Consider the following 18,930-nt stretch of genomic DNA (forward strand, 5'->3'; position numbering starts at 1 on the left):
GCTACACACCACCTTCCCGCTTGAGGTACTCCGCGGCCGGAATCACGCCCTTGGCGCTGCGCTCATCCCATTCCGCCTGCTCGTTGATCAGCTCTTTGAACGCGGGCAACTCGACCGGACCGCCGCACACACGTCGGACCACCCACTGAAAAGCCAGCACGTCGACCAGGAAGTAGGCGCCGAGCGTCCCGAGCGCCACACCGGCCGCTTGTTGCCGCTTGTGCTGATCGACCGAGGAGAACGCCGACAACTTCGTGCGCACCTGCGGGCGTGGGCCGAGCTGCTCCAGTTGATCCTCGATCTCACCGGCGCGCTTCTGGGCGTCGTTCCGCTCCCGGGTGAGGCGATCGAACTGTCCCTGCGCGGCGGTCCGCGCGTTCGCGAGCTCTCCCTCGGCCTTTCCGATCTCGCTCTCCAGCCGCTCCCGACGCCCTTTCTTCTCGCGGTAGGCGTCGCCTCGGCCCTCGTCCATGGTCCCGCAACTGCCGTCCAGCTCGCACAGCTCGTTGTCCCACGCCACCACGAGTTGGGCTCGCAGGTCGGTGAGTTGCTTGGTGAGCCGCTCCACTTCCGGGTCCCGCTCGGTCGGCCGCACCTCCCGATTCGCGATCTCCCGCACGCCGTCGAGCTCGTCGTGCAGACGACCGGACTCCTTGTCCCACTTGCCGGGCGCCTCCAGTCCCCGAGCCGCCTCGACGTCACTGCCGAACACCCACAAGGTCACCGAGAACGCCACGAAGAACGCCGCGCACAAGCCGAGCGCGCGCCGCGGACGCGGCATCTCCGGCGGTCGGACACCCCGGTGCATCCGGCCGACGGTCCAGCGGTTCAGCAGCCACAGCGCGACGAAGACGACGGGAATCGCCACCACCGAGACCCACAGCGGCGCCTGCAGCCCGTAGAAGATCGACAGACCCACCACGGCCGTCGAGACGAAGGCGAACAGGCGGGCGGATCGGCGCAGGGCCTTGAGCTGAGCGTGGGAACCCTGGCGCCTCCGGCCGGCCTCGGCCTCCTTCCTACGTCGGGCCGAGCCGCCGAACATTCGAGAGCTTCGCATGATCGCCGCACTCCCTGGTCACGCGAACGGGTTGTTCGGGTCGACGGAGGAGCTGCGGTCCGGCGCCGGTGTGTGGTTCGCCGTCCCGCCGGAAGGGCCGGCACCGAACGGGTCCGTCGGCACCGAGTGCGACACCGTCGGCGACGACGCGAACGGGTCGCTGTGCGAGCCACCGAACGGGTCGGGCGGTGGCACGGAGGACGGCGGCGAAGCGTTGACCCCCGCGAACGGGTCCGAAGTGGACGTTCCGAACACGTCGGTGGGCGGTCCGGCGACGGCACCGCCGACGGTCCCGAGCTCATCGGTGACGGAGACGGCCAAGTCCTTGCCGACGTCCCGGCGTTCGCCGATGGCCAGCAGCACCGGCCGCTCCCCCGGCGCGGTGAGGCTGATGTTCCGGCCGACGCGCCGCACCTCGTACACGTTCACCTCACCCTCACCGGCGTGCTGCAGCTGCAGCCCGGTGAAGTCGTCGTGCAGGACGAACCGGAACACCTTGCCGTTCGGGTCGCGCGGCGCCAGCTCCGAGGCGGGGAACCCGCCCTGCCACAGCTGGGCGAGCAACCCCCGCGCCTTGCCCGCCTCGCTGCGGGAGCGCAGCCTCAACAACAACCAGGCCGTCGCGACCAGCAGCAGCACCGCGAGTGGGATCCACAGCCAGAGGTACTTCTCCAGCAGCCCCGGCTCGGGCGTGACCTCGATGGCGAACAAGCGCTCGGCCACGGGCGCGTTCGCGGCGTCGACCAGGCGCAGCTTCGCGCCGCCGGCACCGAGCTTGGTGTCGGCGCCGAACCGCAGCGTGAACGGCATCTCGGTCTTGCCGGGGGCCGCCTCCACGGTGGCCGGGTCCACGGTCAGCGTGGTGTCGGGCGAGAGGTCGTCGATGTTCAGCCTCAGCCGGGCAGGCCGGCCGGAGTTGTTGGTGACCGACACCGTGCCGGTCACCGTGCCACCCGGCGACACGGTCGCGCGGTTGCTGTCGAACAGGATCTGCGCCTGGACCTGCGCCACGCCGGCGAGCACCCTGGTCGACAGCACGCGGGTATCCCCGCCGACGCCGATGCCGGTGACCTGACCGGTGAAGGTGAGCTCACCCGACGCGCCGTCGGGCACCCTGAGCCGCCCGGCGAACGTGCCGTCGCCGTCGGGATCGGCGAGCGTGACCCGCTGCTCCGGAAAACCCGAACCACCGGTCATGGCCGTGACGAACGTCAGGCCCTTCAGCGTCTCGGGGTCGATGACGGCACTTCCGCGCGCCCACACCTGCATGTCGACCTCGACCTCCTGCCCCGCCGCCGGCTGGGGCGGGGTGGCGGTCAGGTTCGCCTTGACGGCGGCCTGGTAGACGACGGTGGCGGCCACTTCCTGCGCGGGAACGTCGGCCGAGGACAACCGGACGGTCCAGCGCCCCGGCTCCGGGTCGGTGATGCGCAACGACTCCGTCTCGGTCGACTGCCCCGCGAACTCGAAGTCCGAACCGCCCGCCTTCGGCGCGGGCTCGCTCGCGCTCGGCGCCCGGTATTCGACCTGCACTCGCGCGTCGCGCTTGTAGACGAGGATGGACGCGTCGCTGGCAACGGCCGGGATGTCGACCACGAGTTCGACCGAGCCGCCGGTGGGCAGGGTTCCGCCGACCGGCGGGTTGATCTTGACGCAGCTCGCCGAGCTGAGCGCGTTCGCGACCGCTGCCCTCAGCTCCGCGATATCGGGGACGACCCGTTCCTGCGGATCGGGCGCGGCCGGGGTGCAACTCGCGCCCTTCGCGAAACCACGCAGGGCATTGACGTCGACGTCACCGAATCCGAGCGGCCACACCTGGGCTCCCGCTTTGTCCAGGTCGCCGAGCACTTCCTGGACTTTCGCGGCGGCCGCGCCATTGCGCCGGTCCGCTGTGTCACCCCAGGACGGGCTGCCGGAAACATCGAGCTTGCCGTCGGTCAGCAGGAAGACGACCTTCTTGGCCGGCTCGGCCGCCCCGACGAATGCCAGAGCCTGCTGCAACGCGGTGGCGTGGTCGGTTCCGTCGCCCTCGTCGTCTTTGCGCTTGCGCAGGTTGCCAATGCACTTCGCGAGTGAGTCGCGCTGCTGCCCCGAATCCAGTCTGGTCGGCTGGCACACGACGTCGACCGCGCTCTGCCCCGGCCGCTCGGAGCTGCCGAAGCCCACCACGGACACGACCGAACCCGGCGCCAACACGCTCGCCGCGATCGTCCTAGCAGCCTCTTTCTCCGCGACGACGTCCTCGTCATCGAGGCTGCCCGACTGGTCGACGAGCACGACGACCTGGAGCGCGGGCAGCGTGGCAGGCGAATCCTGTTGGGCCGCGGCATCGGATGCCACAAACGGCGGCGTCAACGTGCAGATGCCGACCGCCGTCGCCAACAGAGCCCGTCGAAACGTGTTCTTCCCGCGATATTCCATGCGGCCCTGCCAATCCACACTCGTACTTGCGTCAACCGCGCCCTATCGGATACAGCCCAGATCGCGATGCGGTCGGTGACCGTTACACCAAAGTCAGCAGATACTCCGCCGAGAACGTAGTGCAGTCAGCCTACGGAACACAGCCGGCTGGATCAGCTGACAAAAAGTAGTCAAAGAGGACACCATTCTGACCAGTTTTTGACCACTCCGCGGTCGACGACTTCCCGGGACCCTAAAAATGCGGCCGCGCCGAAGGACTGCGGCGCCCGTGCTTGAAGTGTCGCGACAGACCTCCGGGCCGGTACGAGCTTCACCCGATCGGATCATTGATCGACGGTTCGGGCGGGGTTCGACGACACGGTGTCGACCACGCGGTCACAGCGCTTGATCGACAGATGCGGTCGTAACCCGGCTGACCGATGTGGAAGAGCGTCCCTCGAATTCCTCAAGCGGTAGAACCGAAGGAGGCGATGCCAAGCGCCACGCGTAGCGCTCAGCGCATGAAGGCGAGGGCGTTGCGGATGCCCTGTTCGAGGACCTGGTCGGAGAGCTCCGGGTCGGCCAGGGCGCGCGACAGCTGCAACGATCCCACCACCATCGTGAACAGCCCCAGCGCCTTACCGTGCGCGGACTTCGGGTCGCCGGGAGCCAGATGGGCCGCGATCCCGTCCACGATCGTCCACGCGCCGTCGGTGTAAGCCCGCTTGGTCGCCGCCGTGCGACGCCCGATCTCGTCCAGCAGCGCGGCGGAGGGGCAGCCAGTGGCCGGGTTGTCCCGGTGCTCAGGCGTCAGGTACTGGCGCACGAACTCCTCCAAGCCCGCCAGACCGGGCGCCAACGTCCCGTACTTCGCGGCCTGAGTGCGCAACTGATCCGCGACCACGGTGGCGACGAGATCGTCCTTGGACTCGAAATGCGCGTAGAACGCCCCGTTGGTCAACCCCGCATCCGCCATCAACGTCGCGACACCCGAACCGTCAATGCCGTCCTGCTTCAACCGACGACCGGCCGCCTCGACGATCCGCTGCCGCGTCGCCTCCTTGTGCTCCTTGCCGTAGCGCGCCACCCGACTCCTCCATCCGCCCCGGCAAGGCCATCGCCCCGCGCCCCAGACCATGGTCTGACGCACATAATATTAACAAGGGCTGGGACCTGTGGCCCGTCCTGGTAGCGCTGCGCCAGTGGGGCGAGACGTACGCCCCGACCCCGAAGGCCCCGTGCTGGACGTCCGCCACACCGACTGCGACGCCCCGATCCGCGTCGTCGTCGAGTGCTCGGCGGAGCACTCCGCCCTCACCCCCGGGGACGTCACCGCCCGACCTGGACCGGGCGCCCGCCCGCGGTCGTGAGACATCAACCGGCCCTACCCTGCACCCTCGTTCACGACCGTGCGGGGACGCCGTCCATGACGTATCGGCACGGGAGTTCGAAGAACCAGTTCGTCGGCTCGTGATCCAGGCGGCCGACCGGGCTGCCCCCGGCGCATTGCGCCCGCGCCCTCGCGAGGCTGTCGTCCCACGGAATACCGGTCAGCACCACCGTGGCCGAGCGGAAGTGCAGGAGAACACTCGCGACCACGACGAGCGCGATCGTCGACCGGCCGGCCACCACCGTCAGCCGCTCCCACCGCCGGGCGGGCACGGCATCGAGACCCACGGCGATCGCGGCGAACAGGAACAGGCACGGGGCGATGCTGTAGCGCTGCCCGGCCGTCACCACCGTCGGGTGCTGCACCTGCAGGACAGCGCTCCAGTTGGCGGTCAGGGACACGACTATGACGAGTGCGCTGTACCCCACACCGAGCAGCACCAGCAGCCTGCCCGCCCGGTTGCCCCACCGCAGGCCCGCCGCGATCGGCACCGCGGCGAGCACGAGCGCGGCCAGGATCGGCAGGTTCCCGTACTCCGGGTAGATCCGGGCGACCTGTTCCGACCCGGTGAACGCCACCACCGGCACCCGCAGCAGACTCGCGAGCGCCACCTGCACCGGGTCGACCGCGTCTTGCGAGTACGGGGTCCGCTCGGCGAACAGCATCGTCACGCCCTGCGCCAGCGTGCCCACGAGGAAGGCGATGGGCACCTCCTTGCGCGGCAGCGCGAACCGCAGCAGCGCGATGGGCGTCAACGCGAGCACCAGCGGGCTCGACACGGCCGCGAGGAACACGAACAGCATGACCGGCAGGCGTGGGGCGTTGCGCCACAGCAGGGCCCAGAACGCTCCGTAGAGCAGGAACCAGTGCAGGTTCGCCATGTTGTTCAACGGCTCGGAGTTGCCGGCGGGCAGCACGACCACCAGCGCCGCGAGTGCGACCCGCAGTGGCATCGAGCGCAGGTACGCGCCGGAGGCCGCGAAGGAGATCAGGGCGACCACGGCGCGCAGCACGGCCGCCGCGACCGCGAAACCCGCGGCGGTCCACTCCAGCGGGAGCAGCGCGACCAGTTCGGCCACCAGCCGGGGGAACGTGTGCAGGTAGCCGCCGTAGGGCTCCACCAGGTTCGAGAACGCGGGCAACGTGACCGCGTCCACCATGAACCGTGCGCCGTCCTCGGCCCACAGGTGATCGAGCCGGGCCCAGCCCGCTGGGGTGAGGAGCAGAAACCCGAGCGCGGCGGCGAACCCGAGCAGGTAGCCCGCCGCGGTCCGCGACCGCGGCGCCGACTGTGCGGGCAGCAGGGGGAGCAGGCGGTCAGCGAGCGTGCGCAGCCTCGGTTCGCCGGCTCTCGCCTGGTCCTCGTTCGTCACCGTCACTCAGCGGCCCTCCCCCAACGCCGTGAACCGGGTAGCGGGAAAATACCCGTCCGCCGTCAGTGGCCGTGCGCCGGTGCCCCTGGTGTCCCCGGTGCCTTCCGGCGGTTCCTCGACCAGGTCGAGCGCCCCGATCACGGCCATCTGTGAGCCGCCGGCGCGGGACTGCTCACGGCGAGAGTGCCGCGGGGATCAGCCTGCTACGAGTTCCGACCGGCGCTTGTAGCGGGTCCACTGCTCCGCGGTCACGTGCTTGATCGGGGACGAGTTCAGCGCCGCCACCTCGGCCGAGCCGACGATCCACAGCTCGTCGTCCAGCACCAGCCCGACCGCGCCGTCGGGGGCGCGCACCGCCTGCGCGCCCGCGGGCACGCGAACCGCAACCGGCAGCGAGTCCACCACGACCGGCCGTTCCTTCAGCACGCCGCGGGAGAACTTCGCGGCCACCGAACGGCGTTCGAAGCGGATCACCTCGTCGCCGACCACCACGTCGGCCGTGTTCTCCGGGGACGGCACGGCGTAGCCGTCCAGCGCGCTGGCCTCGGCCGTCGTGGCGCAGCCCCGCATGCCGACCGCGTCGAGGCCGAAGTGCCTGATGTCCGTCGGCGCGTTCGCGGCGCCGATCACGGTGGCGCGCAACACGTCCAGTGACACCCGGCCGCACGGGTCGGTCGGGTGGATCGGCGCGTGGCCTTCGGCGGTGCGCACCAGACCCGGCCCCTCGCGCCACACGCCGGGGATCAGTACCGGGTCGAACGGCTGACGGGTGAAGTCCTTGTCCCAGAACGTGATCGTGGTGCCCGCATCGGTCTCGTGGGCGATCGCGAACGCCGACACGGCGTCGATCCACATCCAGTCCGCGCTGAACGCCTCGACCACCGAACGGGTGCGTGGCTGGTTCGTCGCGGACACCGGTGCCATCCCCGCACTGCCCAGCGCGTCGACACCCTTGCCGAACAGGGGGTCGCGGGAGCGGAGCACGTACTGACCGGCGCCGTTCCGGTGGGACGCGCGGCCCGTGGTGTCGGTGAACATCAGGTAGAACCAGCCGTCGACGTACACGACGGACTGCTGGCCCGCGCCGTAGGTGTTCTCGCGGATGACGTCATTGGACGGCACGACGATCGGCTGACCGTTGTTCGCGCGGGTCCAGGTGATGCCGTCCGGGCTGGTCGCGACACCGACGGCGCTGCCGTTGGCGTGGTTGTCCCGCGACGCGGCCGTGTAATACATGTAATAAGTGCCACCGACGCGGATCACCGACGGGTCGCACACGTGCATCGCGTCGAACCCGCTGGAGCTGCCGGAGAAGACCGGGGACGCCGCGCTGAACGCCCCGTCCAGCGTCGACCCCTCGCTGTACAGGATGTCGTCGCCGCCCGGCTGCGCGATGCTCATCTGGCTGCACCACCACGCCCGGATCCGGCCGCCCTCGCTGAGCACGGAAGGCGCGTAGTTGTACGGCGCGTCCCCGGCGCCCTGCACCACGACGCCGGGACTCTGCCGCGGCTTGTCCACCGCGAGCACGAGCTTCTCCGGAGGTGGTACCGATGTCGGCGCCGGTGCCGGTGACGTGGTCTTCCGCACCGAGGTGGGGCCGACCGAGCCGCTCGCGACCGAGCTGTCGCACCCCGCAACCGCGCCGACGAGCACGGACGCAGCAAGCAGTACGGGTAGCCGTCGACTCGGGGACACCCCGCCCACTCTAGTGGTCAACTAATCCATGTGGGTGAGGAACGATGTCACCAACCGTCTATGAGACCACGAATTTCGATCTCGAACCAGGGTGTGACGGCCCGACCGGTCGACGGCGGTGGGCGAGACCCGGCCGATCGAGCAGTGCGTCTCACGGGTCAGCCGTCGGTGGCGATCCGGGCCAGCACGCGGTGGAACACCCGGGTCAGGACCTCGACTTCCTCGGTGGACATCGCGTCGAACACGTACCGCCGCACGGTCTCGACGTGCGCGGGGGCGGCGGATTCGATCGCGGCGCGGCCGGCGGGTGTCAGGCGCACCATCGAGCCCCGGGCGTCCTCCGCGCAGTCCTCGCGGGTGACCAGGCCGCGCTTCTCCATCCGGCCGATCTGGTGGGACAGCCTGCTGCGCTCCCAGCCGACCAGCGTGCCGAGTTCACGTGAGCGCACTACGCCGTCCGGCGCTTCGGACAGGGGGGCCAGCAAGGCGTAGTCGGCGTTGGACAAACCCGCGTCGCGCACCAGCTGCCGCTCCAACGCGCTGTGCAACTCGCGGTTCACCGCGAGGTAGGACTGCCACACCCGCGCCTCCCGCTCGTCCAGCCATCGGGGTTCCTCCATGCGCTCAAGCTAGCAAGATGTTGACGTGTCATCAATCCCTGCGCTAGGTTGTTGACGTGTCCACAAACGGAATGCAGCTCGGGGTCTACAGCTTCGGGGACCGGCACCCCGACCCTGTGACGGGCGAGCAGGTCTCGGTCGCCGACAAGCTGGCGCAGACGCTGGAGCGGATCAAGCTGGCCGACGAGCTCGGCCTGGGCTTCTACGGCCTGGGCGAGCACCACCTGCCGGACTACGCGATCTCCAACCCCGGCACGGTGCTGGCCGCCGCTGCGAGCATCACCTCGCGGATCACGTTGAGCAGCGCGGTCACCGTGCTCAGCACCGAGGACCCGGTGCGGGTGTACCAGCAGTTCACCACCCTCGACCAGCTCAGCCGGGGCCGCGCCGAGCTGCTGGCGGGGCGTGGGTCGTTCACCGAGTCGTTCCCGCTGTTCGGGGCGAGCCTGGAGGACTACGACGAGCTGTACGAGGAGAAGCTCGCGCTGCTGCTGCGCCTGGACCGCGAGGACCCGATCACCTGGTCCGGCAAGTTCCGCGCGCCGTTGGAGAACGCGCACGTCTACCCCCGTCCTTACGGGGAGCGGCTGCGGATCTCGGTCGGGACCGGCGGCAACCCGGAGTCGTCGATCCGCGCCGGACTGCTCGGACTACCGGTGGTGTACGCGATCATCGGCGGCGAGCCGGAGCGCTTCGCGCCACTGGTGGACCTGTACCGGCGTGCGGGCGAGGCCGGTGGGCAGGACCCGAAGGACCTGAACGTGACGATGAGCGCCATCGGGCTGATCGCGCGTCGGTCGCAGGACGCCAAGGACGCGTTCTACCCGTACTGGCTGGAGACGATGAAGTACGGGGCGCGGGCACGTGGGTGGGCGGTGCCGTCGCGTGGCGACTACGACGAGTGGACGCGTGGTGCGCGGTCGATCTTCGCGGGCAGCCCGGAGGAGGTCGCCGAGCGGATGATCTCGGTGGGCGGGTTGGTGAACGCCGACCGTTACGGGATGCAGATGGACTGGTCCGGCGTGCCGCACCGGTTGGTGATGGACGCGATCGAACTGCTCGGCACCGAAGTCATGCCCTTGGTGCACAAGGAACTCGGCTCGACGGGCGTGGAGGGCGAGTGAGCTGAAGGCGGTCAGGTTCTCCCCGTAAGGCGGCCCCGAGGCGGTGGAGGTGTGTGGACGACCGCTTGCGGTGTGCCGGAAGTCGTGTGACACGACCCACTTGGGGTGACAGTTGGGCGACGAGTGAGTGAATGACGGGTAAAGTCGCACGTCGGCGGTTTCGTGGTTGTGATCGCCGTCGGCTGCTTGACCGGTCCCCGACCGGGTGCGGAGCAGCGATTCCCACCCCTCGGAGGACTTCACAGTGCGTCTGCGTTCTACCGGTGCCCGCCGGTGACTCTCGCTCCCTACACCGCTCCTGATAGCGCTTTTCCGGCGCTGGTCGAGGCTTCGGCGCTGTTTCGCGCCGGTGCGGCCGCGGCTGAGCGCACGCTTGTCGACGTGCTTGCCGACACTGCGCGCCTGCACCCCCACTCCCCCGCGTTGGACGACGGCACGACCTCGTTGACGTACCGGGAACTGCTGGACGAAGTCGGTACGCGGAGGCGTGTGCTGGCGGCGGCCGGTGTCGGCGTCGGCGACCGGGTCGGTATCCGTGTCCCGTCGGGCACGGTTGAGCTGTACGTGGCGGTGTTGTCGGTTCTCGCGGCCGGTGCGGCGTATGTGCCGGTGGACGCCGACGATCCGGATGGGCGCGCCGAGCTGGTTTTCAGCGAAGCCGATGTGTGTGCCGTGATCGGCGATGAGCTGCACATGCGTGGCACGCCTATGGGGCTGCTGGGGTCGCCCGGACCGGACGACGACGCGTGGATCATCTTCACGTCCGGGTCGACGGGCAAGCCGAAGGGCGTCGCGGTCTCGCATCGGGCGGCTGCGGCGTTCGTGGACGCGGAGGCTCGACTGTTCCTGCCGGACGAGCCGATCGGGCCGGATGACCGGGTGCTCGCGGGGCTGTCCGTCGCCTTCGACGCCTCGTGCGAGGAGATGTGGCTCGCCTGGCGCAACGGCGCCTGTCTCGTCCCGGCTCCGCGTGCGTTGGTGCGCACCGGTTTCGACCTCGGCCCGTGGCTGGTCGAACGTGAGGTGACGGTGGTGTCCACCGTGCCGACGTTGGCCGCGCTGTGGCCGGTGGACGCGCTGGACGACGTCCGACTGCTGATCTTCGGCGGCGAAGCCTGTCCGCCTGAACTGGCCGAGCGGCTGGCCGTCGACGGTCGCGAGGTGTGGAACACCTACGGCCCCACCGAGGCCACTGTTGTGGCGTGCGCGGCACGTCTGACCGGTGAGGGTCCGGTGCGCATCGGGCTGCCGCTGGACGGCTGGGAACTGGCCGTGGTCGACGTGACCGGCACGCCGGTGCCGATGGGCGGTTCCGGTGAGCTGGTGATCGGTGGCGTCGGCCTGGCCCGCTACCTCGATCCGGCCAAGGACGCCGAGAAGTTCGCGCCGCTGCCCGCGTTGGGCTGGGACCGCGCCTACCGCAGCGGTGACCTGGTCCGCGCCGAACCCGAGGGCCTGCTGTTCCTCGGCCGGGCCGACGAGCAGGTCAAGTTGGGTGGACGGCGGATCGAGCTGGGTGAGGTGGACGCGGCGTTGCAGGCGCTGCCCACTGTCGCGGGCGCGGCGGCGGCGGTGCGCACGACCAAGGTCGGTAACCAGGTCCTGGTCGGGTACGTGGTGGCGGGCGAGGGTTTCGACCAAGCCGACGCGTTGGCGCGGTTGCGGACGGCGTTGCCGGCGGCTCTCGTGCCGCTGCTCGCCGTGGTGGACACGTTGCCCACCCGCACGTCCGGCAAGGTGGACCGGGCCGCGTTGCCGTGGCCGCTGCCCTCGCTGGACACGGGCGTGCCGGTGCAGGAGATGACCGGCACCGAGGCGTGGTTGGCCGAGCAGTGGTCGGAGTTGCTGGGCTCGCGGGTGAGCAGCACCGACGCCGACTTCTTCGGCCACGGCGGCGGCAGCCTGGCTGCGGCGCAACTGGTCTCGACGATCCGGACCCGTTACCCGAGCGGTTCGGTGAACGACATCTACCAGCACCCGACGCTGCGGGCGTTGGCCGCGCGGCTGGACGAGCTGAGCGGTCATCACGGTGCGGCGCGCGAAGTCGTGCCGACGCCGCGGCGGGCCGGGGTGATCCAGTCGTTGCTGCTGGTTCCGCTGATGAGCCTGGTCGGCCTGCGCTGGTCGGTCGCGCTGGCGGCGGTCGGCAATGTCGTCGGTTTCACGACGCCGGTGTCGTGGTGGTGGGTCGCGGCCGGTTGGCTGGCGTTCGTCAGCCCGCCCGGCAAGGTCGTGATCGCGGCGGGCGGGGCGAGGCTGCTGCTGCGCGGTCTGCGTCCCGGCACGTATCCGCGCGGCGGTGGTGTGCACTTGCGGTTGTGGACCGCCGAACGGCTCGCCGAGTTCAGCGGTGCGACGAACCTCGCCGGGTCCTGGCTCACGCATTACGCCCGCGCGTTGGGCGCGAAGATCGGGCCGGACGTCGACCTGCACTCCGCGCCGCCGGTCACCGGCATGCTGAAGCTCGGCAAGGGCAGCGCGATCGAGCCCGAGGTAGACCTGTCCGGGCACTGGGTGGACGGTGACCGGCTGCACATCGGCCGCATCCGGGTCGGCGCGGGCGCGGTGGTCGGTGCGCGCACCACGCTGTTCCCCGGCGCACGGGTCGGCAAGCGGGCCGAGGTCGCGCCCGGTTCGGGTGTCACCGGTTCGGTGCCGACCGGGCAGCGGTGGGCGGGCGTGCCGGCGACGCGTGACGGCAAGGCCGGTCGTCCCGGTCCTCGTCCGCCGCGGTCGTTGTGGTGGAAGCTGGTCTACGGGATGACGACGTCCGCGCTGGGTCTGCTGCCGGTGGCGGCGGCGCTGCCCGCGTTGCTGCTGGTCGTGCGGGAGCCGTTGACGTTGGGGTCGGCGTTGCTCGCGGTGCCGTTGGCGACGGTGGTGTGGATGGGCGCGTACGCGCTGCTGGTCCTGGTCTCGGTGCGGCTGCTCGGTGTCGGGCTGCGGGCGGGGACGTACCCGATCCACAGCCGGATCGCGTGGCAGGCGTGGACCACGGAACGGCTGATGAACATCGCGCGGGTCGCCCTGTTCCCGCTGTACGCGAGTCTGTTGACGCCGGTGTGGCTGCGGGCGCTCGGGATGAAGGTGGGGCGCCGGGTCGAGGCGTCGACCGTGCTCGCGTTGCCGAAGATGACCACGATCGGTGACGGCGCGTTCCTCGCGGACGACACCATGGTGGCCTCGTACGAGTTGGGCGGTGGGTGGCTGCGCATCGCCGCGGCACGGGTCGGCAAGCGGGCGTTCCTGGGCAACTCGGGGATGACCGCGCCGGGCCGTTCGGTGCCGAACCGGGGTCTGGTTGGTGTGCTGTCCGCGACGCCGAAGCGGGCCAAGGCGGGTAGTTCGTACCTGGGGATGCCGCCGATGAAGCTGCCGCGGGCGGCCGAGCAGGGTGACCAGAGCCGGACGTTCGCCCCGCCGCGGCGGCTGGTCGTGGCGCGGGCGCTGGTCGAGCTGTGCCGGATCGTGCCGGTGATGTGCCACGTGGCGCTGGTCGTCGGGGTGGTGTTCGCGCTGCGCGAGGTTGGGCCGTTGTGGGCGGGGCCGGTGCTGCTCACGGCTGGTGTGCTGGCGTGCGCGGTGTCGGCGTTGGCGAAGTGGCTGCTGGTCGGCCGGTTCCGGGCGCGGGAGCACCCGCTGTGGAGCGGGTTCGTGTGGCGCAACGAGTTGGCGGACACGTTCGTCGAGGTGCTGGCGGTGCCGTGGCTGGTCGGTTCGGCCGGTGGGTCGCCGGTGATGGCGTTGTGGCTGCGGACGTTGGGCGCGCGGATCGGGCGCGGCACGTGGATCGAGTCGTACTGGTTCCCGGAGTCGGACCTGGTGCGGCTGGGTGACGGCGCGACGGTGAACCGGGGGTGCGTGGTGCAGACGCACCTGTTCCATGATCGGATTCTGCGCATGGACCAGGTGGAGTTGGCGGACGGGGCCACGCTCGGCCCGCACGGGATCGTGCTGCCGGGTGCGACGGTCGGCGCGCACGCGACGGTCGGACCGGCGTCGTTGGTGATGCGCGGCGAGCACGTGCCTGCCGGTACGCGCTGGCTGGGCAACCCGATCTCCGCCTGGCGATGACCGGCCCGTACCTCCCGGACCACGGTGACGGCGGTTACCGGGTCACGCACTACGAGCTCGACCTGGACTACAAGCCGCACACCGGTCGGCTGGGCGGGCGGGCGACGCTGTCCGGTGTCGCTTCGGCGCCGTCCACGCGGGTGGTGCTGGACTTCGGTGCGCTGACCGTGAACCGGGTGTCGGTGGACGGCAAGCCCGCCCGTCACGCGCACGGTGGCGGCAAGCTGCGCGTCCGTCCGGCGCGTGCGGTGGACGGGCCGTTCACGGTCGAGGTCCGGTACTCCGGTGTTGCGCGGCCGATCCGGACGCGGCACTGGGGCGAGTTGGGGTGGGACCAGCTCGCCGACGGGGCTTTGGTGGCCAGTCAGCCGATCGGTGCGCCGTCCTGGTTTCCGTGCAACGACCTGGTGCGGGACAAGGCGACGTACCGGATCTCGGTGACGGCGCCGTCACCGTACGCGGTGTTGGCGAACGGTGTGCTGGTCGATCGCCGTAGTGGTGGAAGCAGCACGACGTGGGTGTACGAGCAGGCCGAGCCGATGGCGACGTACCTGGCGTCGGTGCAGGTCGGGCTGTACGAGCGGCTGCCGTTGGCCATCGGTCAGGACGTGGCCGCGCCCGCCCGCCTGCTGCGGGCGGCCCGGCACGACTTCGCGCGTCAGCCGCAGATGATGCGGGTGTTCGAGGAGCTGTTCGGCCCCTACCCGTTCCGGGCTTACCAGGTCGTGGTGACCGACGACGAGCTTGAGGTGCCGGTCGAGGCGCAGGGCATGTCCGTGTTCGGCGCGAACCACGTGGACGGTCGGCGCGGGCACGAACGGCTGGTCGCGCACGAGCTGGCGCACCAGTGGTTCGGCAACAGCGTCGGCCTCTCCGACTGGCGCGACATCTGGCTCAACGAGGGTTTCGCCTGCTACGCGGAGTGGCTGTGGTCGGAACGCTCCGGCGGCCCCACCGCCGCCGTCCTGGCCTCACGGGCGCACGCCCGTCTCGCCCGGTCACCGCAGGACCTCCGGATCGGCGACCCCGGCGTGGCCAACCTGTTCGACGACCGGGTCTACAAGCGTGGCGCGCTGACGTTGCAGGGCCTGCGGACCCGCCTGGGCGACGCGGCCTTCTTCGCCACCCTCCACCAGTGGACCCACACCCACCGCCACGGCACCGCGACCACAGGCGACTTCGTGGCACTGGCCCAACGCCACTCCCCCGACCCCCTGACCGCGTTCTTCCGCTCCTGGCTGGCCGAGCCACGCCTGCCGTCGATGTGACGCGCCGGTGATGTGACGCAGGGCACGCAGCACTCACCGCCCGGCGTCCTCATCCCTGGCATGACAGAAGCTTCAACGGAGTCGATCGAGGTGTTGGCGTTGGACGACGCCCCCGGTGTCGGTCCACCTCCCGAGTCGGACGCCGAGCTGTGGCGCGCCATCGCGGCCGACGGGCCGGAGGCGCACGCCGCGTTCACCGAGTTGTTCCAGCGGCACGCCGAGGCGGTGTGGAACTACGCCTACCGGCTGACGGCGTCGTGGGCGCAGGCCGACGACCTGCTGTCGACCGCGTTCCTCAACGCCTGGCGCACGCGGGGCCGAGCGGTGCTGACGCGGGACTCCGCGCGCCCGTGGCTGTTCACCGTCACGGCCCGGCTGGCCCGGGACGAACGACGCACCGGCGCACGGCTGGCCGCGCTGCGGCAACGGCTGTCCCGCACGACCCCCGAACGCGATCACGCCGACGTGGTCGCCGATGGCGACTTCGCCGAACGCCGGCTGCGCCGCGTCGTCCAGGCCGTCGACCGCCTGCCGCGCTCCGAGCGGGAAATCGTGCGGCTGTGCCTGCTCGGCGAGGTCTCCACCGCCGACGCGGCCCGGCTGATCGGCATCGCCGAGGCCAGCGTCCGCGCCCGGATGTCCCGTGCCCGTGCCCGACTCCGTGTGCTGATCAAGGAGGACTCCGATGACTGACCTGGACCTGCCACCGAACAGCCCGCTGCCCGACGGGGTGCGTGCCGCCGCACTCACGCGCCTGCGGGCGGGGTTGGACGCTCCTCCCCCACGTCACCTGCCGCTGAAGGTCGCCGCCGTCGCGGTGGCCGTGGCCACCGCGACGACCGTGGCCGTGCAGTTCACCGATCGTGGGGACGACACGGCGTCGACCACGCCGAGCCCGACCGAGATCCCCGAACTGCGCCACCACGACGCCGGTCTGTTCTACAACGTGCGCGAGGGGTCCGCCCCGGACGGCGCGGCGCAACGCTGCCAGGCCCGGTCGACCGACCTGCCCGCGCCCGAGCGGTGGACCGCGATCGCCACAGCATCCCGGCACCGGGTCGACCTGATGGCGTTCGAGACGACCGCGGGGATCGTGTTCTGCGAGACGACCCCCATGTCGGTCACCGTGTCGTCGCCGCAGGCCGATCCCGGCACGCTCGCCGTGGCGTTCACCACGGCCACGGGCTCGATGGCGGGGTTCAACGGCGCCGACCCCCGCCCGTTCGCGCTCGCCGCCCGGACCGACGAGCCGGGCGAACGCGCGATCGTGGCGCGCTCGGGCCGGCTGTTCCTGATGCCCAACGGCTTCGTCTCCGACGGCGTGGTCGCCCAGCCGGAAGTGGCGTCCTCGGCCGAACTCGTGCAGAACTTCGAGCTGACCACACCTCCGCTCACCGGCACGGTGGTCGACCGACCGGTCACCCCCGAGGACCGCGACGGCGCCGAAGGGCGCAGGTTGGGCGAATGCCTCGCCGACCAACCGCAGCCGATCCCGGACCCCTCCGCTTGGCGGGCCGGGCAGGCGTCCGACCTGACCCCGACCGAGTCCGTGCAGTTGGGCCACTACGGGGACCTGTTGCTGGTGTGCCGGGAAGACCGGACCGTCGCGGTGTACGACTTCAGCCGGGCCGACGCCCCGCAGCGGCCCGGGATGCTCCTGCTCGGCAAGACGGTGCGCGGTGTGCGGGTGTATTACGACTTCGTCCAGGTCACCCAGGACGGCACCACGTTCACCAGCTCGGACACCGAAGCCCTGATCGCCGAGGTCACCGACGCGCGGGTCGCGACCGTGACCCTGGTCAGCACCGGCAACCCCGACATCACGGCCGCACCCGCGGCGGGCTCGGTGGTCCTGCCCGGCCTGAAGGCGAACGACCTGGGCGCACGGCAGGCGCGGATCGTCGTCCGGGACGCGTCCGGGACCGTGCTGGAGGAAGTGCCGCAGGAGTTCTGAACCGTGATTCGATCACGGCGGAACGGGTAGGTGTCCGTTATGACGGGTCGAGTAGCGGTGTTCGCGCCGTCGCCGCAGTTGACGGTGACGATCGAGGAACTGGACGGGGCGCCGGACATCCACATCCACGCGGGTGGCCAAGGGGTGTGGCAGTCGCGCATGATCGAGTCGCTGGGTGCGGAGGTCGTGTTGTGCGCGGCGCTCGGCGGGGAGACCGGGCAGGTGTTGCGGCACCTGATCGGGGTGGAGTTGAAGGTCCGTGAAGTGGCGGCCCGCAACGGTGCGTACGTGCACGATCGCCGTGACGGCGGGCGGGACCAGGTGGTGCGGATGGCGGCGGACCACCTGTCCCGCCACGAGTTGGACGACCTGTACCAGCTCACGCTGGTCGAGGCGCTGAACGCGGGTGTCGCGGTGCTCAGCGGCCCGGCCGAGCAGGACCAGCCGGTGCCGGAGTCCGTGTACGAACGGCTCACCAAGGACCTGAGCGGCAACGACTGCCAGGTGGTCGTGGACCTGTCCGGCGCACGGCTCGCCGCCGCGCTCGCGGGCGGCCCCACGGTGGTGAAGGTCAGCCACGAGGAGATGGTCGAGGACGGTCACGCCGCGTCCGACGCACTGCCGGACCTGGTCGAGGGATGCCGGGAGATGGCGTCCTGCGGTGCCCGCGCGGTCGTGGTGTCACGGGCGGCGGAGGAGACGCTGGCGTTGGTCGACGGGACGCTGTACCTGGTGGAGGTGCCCGCGTTGAGCCCGGTCGACACGCACGGCGGCGGTGACTCGATGACCGCCGGGTTGGCCGCCGGACTCGCGCTGGGCGGGTCGATCGAGGACTCGCTCAAGCTCGGCGCGGCGGCGGGCGCGGTGAACGTGACGCGGCACGGATTGGGCACCGGAAGCGGTGACGTGGTGCGGGAACTGGTCGATCGGGTGCGGCTGAAGCCGTGGGAGGACGCATGAGGGTGCTCATCACCAACGACGACGGCATCGACTCGCCGGGGCTCGTCGCCCTGGCGCGCGGCGCGGTGGAGCACGGGTGGACGACGGTGGTCGCCGCACCCGCCCACGAGTCCAGCGGCACCAGCGCCGGACTCACCGCCGCCGAGGACGACCGGCAGGTCAAGGTGGAACGCCGTGACCTGCCCGGACTGCCGGACGTGCCCGGCTACGCGGTGGCCGCCCACCCGGGCCTCATCGCCCTGGTGGCGACCCAGGGCGCGTTCGGGGACCCACCGGACATCGTGCTGTCCGGCGTGAACCGGGGCGCCAACATCGGCCGCGCGATCCTGCACTCCGGCACCGTCGGCGCCGCCCTGACCGCCGGCATCAACGGCGCACGCGCGATGGCGGTGTCCCTCGACGTGGGGCTGGACCTCGCCGTCCACCACCACTGGGACACCGCCATCGCGGTCGCTTCAGGGCTGTTCGACCGGCTCGCCGCACTGCCACCGGGCGCCGTGCTGAACCTCAACGTGCCCAACCGCACCGAGACGCGCGAAACCCGACGGGCGAGCCTCGCGGAGTTCGGCTCGGTGCGCAGCCGGGTGCAGAACTCCGACGACGGCACGATCGGCCTCACCGCCGTTCAGGTCGAGGGCGAGTTGCCACCGGGCAGCGACGCCGCGCTGCTGGCCGACGGTCACCCGACCGTCACTCCTCTGCGGTCGGTGACCGAGGACGTCGACCTCCCATTCGAACCACCCTGGTCCTAGTCGTCGTCCGCGCGCTCGGCGGTGGCCGGCTCGCCCTGCTCGACGTTGGACCTGCCCAGCGCTTCCTCCGCGCCGTTCACCAGGTCGGGACCGCCCCACTGTCCGCCGTCTGCCTGGCCCAGTCGGTGCTTCGCCATGGTGTGCACTCCCCTCGATCGCCGGACAAGTACCCATTTCCGGGCGGTCTCACACGCGCGTATGCCATGTCATACGGAGAATGCCGGTGGCCCGCTCCGAAAATTCCGAACGGGCCACCG

At 70.8% G+C, this 18,930-nt stretch carries 16 protein-coding genes; 8 read left to right on the top strand and 8 right to left on the bottom strand.

What is annotated here, in order from left to right; translation table 11 throughout:
• Position 1: 1 nt before the first annotated feature.
• The 3 genes from ALI22I_RS28790 to ALI22I_RS28800 all read right to left on the bottom strand — a co-directional run bounded on the left by ALI22I_RS28790 (position 2) and on the right by ALI22I_RS28800 (position 4,547).
• Positions 2-1,060 (bottom strand): DUF4407 domain-containing protein, encoded by a 1,059-nt coding sequence (locus ALI22I_RS28790; RefSeq protein ID WP_083752091.1) that lies wholly within the window; start codon positions 1,058-1,060, stop codon positions 2-4.
• Between the two features lie 18 nt (positions 1,061-1,078).
• Complete coding sequence (locus ALI22I_RS28795; protein WP_179118398.1) at positions 1,079-3,400, bottom strand: vWA domain-containing protein; 2,322 nt, start codon at positions 3,398-3,400, stop codon at positions 1,079-1,081.
• Positions 3,401-3,974: 574 nt separating this feature from the next.
• The gene (locus tag ALI22I_RS28800) at positions 3,975-4,547 is read right to left on the bottom strand and encodes a TetR/AcrR family transcriptional regulator (RefSeq protein ID WP_077008709.1); all 573 of its coding nucleotides are present in this window, start codon (positions 4,545-4,547) and stop codon (positions 3,975-3,977) included.
• Positions 4,548-4,662: 115 nt separating this feature from the next.
• On the opposite strand from ALI22I_RS28800, the gene ALI22I_RS28805 reads away from it, so the two are divergent.
• Entirely contained in the window at positions 4,663-4,830 is a 168-nt protein-coding gene (locus ALI22I_RS28805; protein ID WP_202971090.1) for a hypothetical protein, read from the top strand.
• A gap of 31 nt (positions 4,831-4,861) precedes the next feature.
• Here ALI22I_RS28805 and ALI22I_RS28810 read toward each other — a convergent pair whose 3' ends face one another.
• The 4 genes from ALI22I_RS28810 to ALI22I_RS28820 form a co-directional block, all read right to left on the bottom strand.
• Positions 4,862-6,229, bottom strand: coding sequence for a hypothetical protein (locus ALI22I_RS28810; RefSeq protein ID WP_077008710.1), 1,368 nt, complete (start codon positions 6,227-6,229; stop codon positions 4,862-4,864).
• Positions 6,230-6,370: a hypothetical protein gene (locus ALI22I_RS51250; RefSeq protein WP_179118399.1), complete on the bottom strand. Its 141-nt coding sequence runs from the start codon at positions 6,368-6,370 to the stop codon at positions 6,230-6,232.
• Between the two features lie 48 nt (positions 6,371-6,418).
• On the bottom strand, positions 6,419-7,921 hold the full coding sequence (locus ALI22I_RS28815) for a beta-xylosidase (protein ID WP_143532486.1): 1,503 nt from the start codon (positions 7,919-7,921) through the stop codon (positions 6,419-6,421).
• Positions 7,922-8,079: 158 nt separating this feature from the next.
• On the bottom strand, positions 8,080-8,541 hold the full coding sequence (locus ALI22I_RS28820; protein ID WP_077008711.1) for a MarR family winged helix-turn-helix transcriptional regulator: 462 nt from the start codon (positions 8,539-8,541) through the stop codon (positions 8,080-8,082).
• Positions 8,542-8,612: 71 nt separating this feature from the next.
• Between ALI22I_RS28820 and ALI22I_RS28825 the strand changes: the two genes are divergently transcribed.
• The 7 genes from ALI22I_RS28825 (at position 8,613) to surE (ending at position 18,673) form a co-directional block, all read left to right on the top strand.
• Positions 8,613-9,665, top strand: coding sequence for an LLM class flavin-dependent oxidoreductase (locus ALI22I_RS28825; RefSeq protein WP_077008712.1), 1,053 nt, complete (start codon positions 8,613-8,615; stop codon positions 9,663-9,665).
• 273 nt (positions 9,666-9,938) lie between these two features.
• Complete coding sequence (locus tag ALI22I_RS28830; protein WP_077008713.1) at positions 9,939-13,739, top strand: Pls/PosA family non-ribosomal peptide synthetase; 3,801 nt, start codon at positions 9,939-9,941, stop codon at positions 13,737-13,739.
• Positions 13,736-15,007 carry a M1 family metallopeptidase gene (locus tag ALI22I_RS28835; protein WP_077008714.1) on the top strand — a complete coding sequence of 424 codons (1,272 nt, stop codon included), beginning with the start codon at positions 13,736-13,738 and terminating at the stop codon, positions 15,005-15,007. Before ALI22I_RS28830 ends, ALI22I_RS28835 begins: the two co-directional genes overlap by 4 nt.
• Before the next feature lie 60 nt (positions 15,008-15,067).
• Complete coding sequence (locus tag ALI22I_RS28840; RefSeq protein WP_083752174.1) at positions 15,068-15,700, top strand: RNA polymerase sigma factor; 633 nt, start codon at positions 15,068-15,070, stop codon at positions 15,698-15,700.
• The gene (locus tag ALI22I_RS28845) at positions 15,693-16,961 is read left to right on the top strand and encodes a hypothetical protein (protein ID WP_077008716.1); all 1,269 of its coding nucleotides are present in this window, start codon (positions 15,693-15,695) and stop codon (positions 16,959-16,961) included. The genes ALI22I_RS28840 and ALI22I_RS28845 overlap by 8 nt, the downstream gene beginning before the upstream one ends.
• Positions 16,962-17,000: 39 nt before the next feature.
• Complete coding sequence (locus ALI22I_RS28850; RefSeq protein ID WP_077008717.1) at positions 17,001-17,921, top strand: PfkB family carbohydrate kinase; 921 nt, start codon at positions 17,001-17,003, stop codon at positions 17,919-17,921.
• Positions 17,918-18,673, top strand: coding sequence for a 5'/3'-nucleotidase SurE (gene surE, locus ALI22I_RS28855; RefSeq protein WP_077008718.1), 756 nt, complete (start codon positions 17,918-17,920; stop codon positions 18,671-18,673). The genes ALI22I_RS28850 and surE overlap by 4 nt, the downstream gene beginning before the upstream one ends.
• Here the strand turns inward: surE and ALI22I_RS51255 are convergent.
• The gene (locus ALI22I_RS51255) at positions 18,670-18,810 is read right to left on the bottom strand and encodes a hypothetical protein (RefSeq protein ID WP_179118400.1); all 141 of its coding nucleotides are present in this window, start codon (positions 18,808-18,810) and stop codon (positions 18,670-18,672) included. The two genes, surE and ALI22I_RS51255, sit on opposite strands and share 4 nt — an antisense overlap.
• Positions 18,811-18,930 lie beyond the last annotated feature (120 nt).

The organism is Saccharothrix sp. ALI-22-I, assembly GCF_001984175.1.
In the GTDB taxonomy this organism is placed as follows: domain Bacteria; phylum Actinomycetota; class Actinomycetes; order Mycobacteriales; family Pseudonocardiaceae; genus Actinosynnema.

Coding starts and splice junctions, on each gene's coding strand:
- ALI22I_RS51255 (WP_179118400.1), bottom strand. CDS start 18,810: ATGGCGAAGCACCGACTGGGCCAGGCAGACGGCGGACAGTGGGGCGGT.
- ALI22I_RS28845 (WP_077008716.1), top strand. CDS start 15,693: ATGACTGACCTGGACCTGCCACCGAACAGCCCGCTGCCCGACGGGGTG.
- ALI22I_RS28850 (WP_077008717.1), top strand. CDS start 17,001: ATGACGGGTCGAGTAGCGGTGTTCGCGCCGTCGCCGCAGTTGACGGTG.
- ALI22I_RS51250 (WP_179118399.1), bottom strand. CDS start 6,370: ATGGCCGTGATCGGGGCGCTCGACCTGGTCGAGGAACCGCCGGAAGGC.
- ALI22I_RS28820 (WP_077008711.1), bottom strand. CDS start 8,541: ATGGAGGAACCCCGATGGCTGGACGAGCGGGAGGCGCGGGTGTGGCAG.
- ALI22I_RS28835 (WP_077008714.1), top strand. CDS start 13,736: ATGACCGGCCCGTACCTCCCGGACCACGGTGACGGCGGTTACCGGGTC.
- ALI22I_RS28840 (WP_083752174.1), top strand. CDS start 15,068: ATGACAGAAGCTTCAACGGAGTCGATCGAGGTGTTGGCGTTGGACGAC.
- ALI22I_RS28825 (WP_077008712.1), top strand. CDS start 8,613: ATGCAGCTCGGGGTCTACAGCTTCGGGGACCGGCACCCCGACCCTGTG.
- surE (WP_077008718.1), top strand. CDS start 17,918: ATGAGGGTGCTCATCACCAACGACGACGGCATCGACTCGCCGGGGCTC.
- ALI22I_RS28790 (WP_083752091.1), bottom strand. CDS start 1,060: ATGCGAAGCTCTCGAATGTTCGGCGGCTCGGCCCGACGTAGGAAGGAG.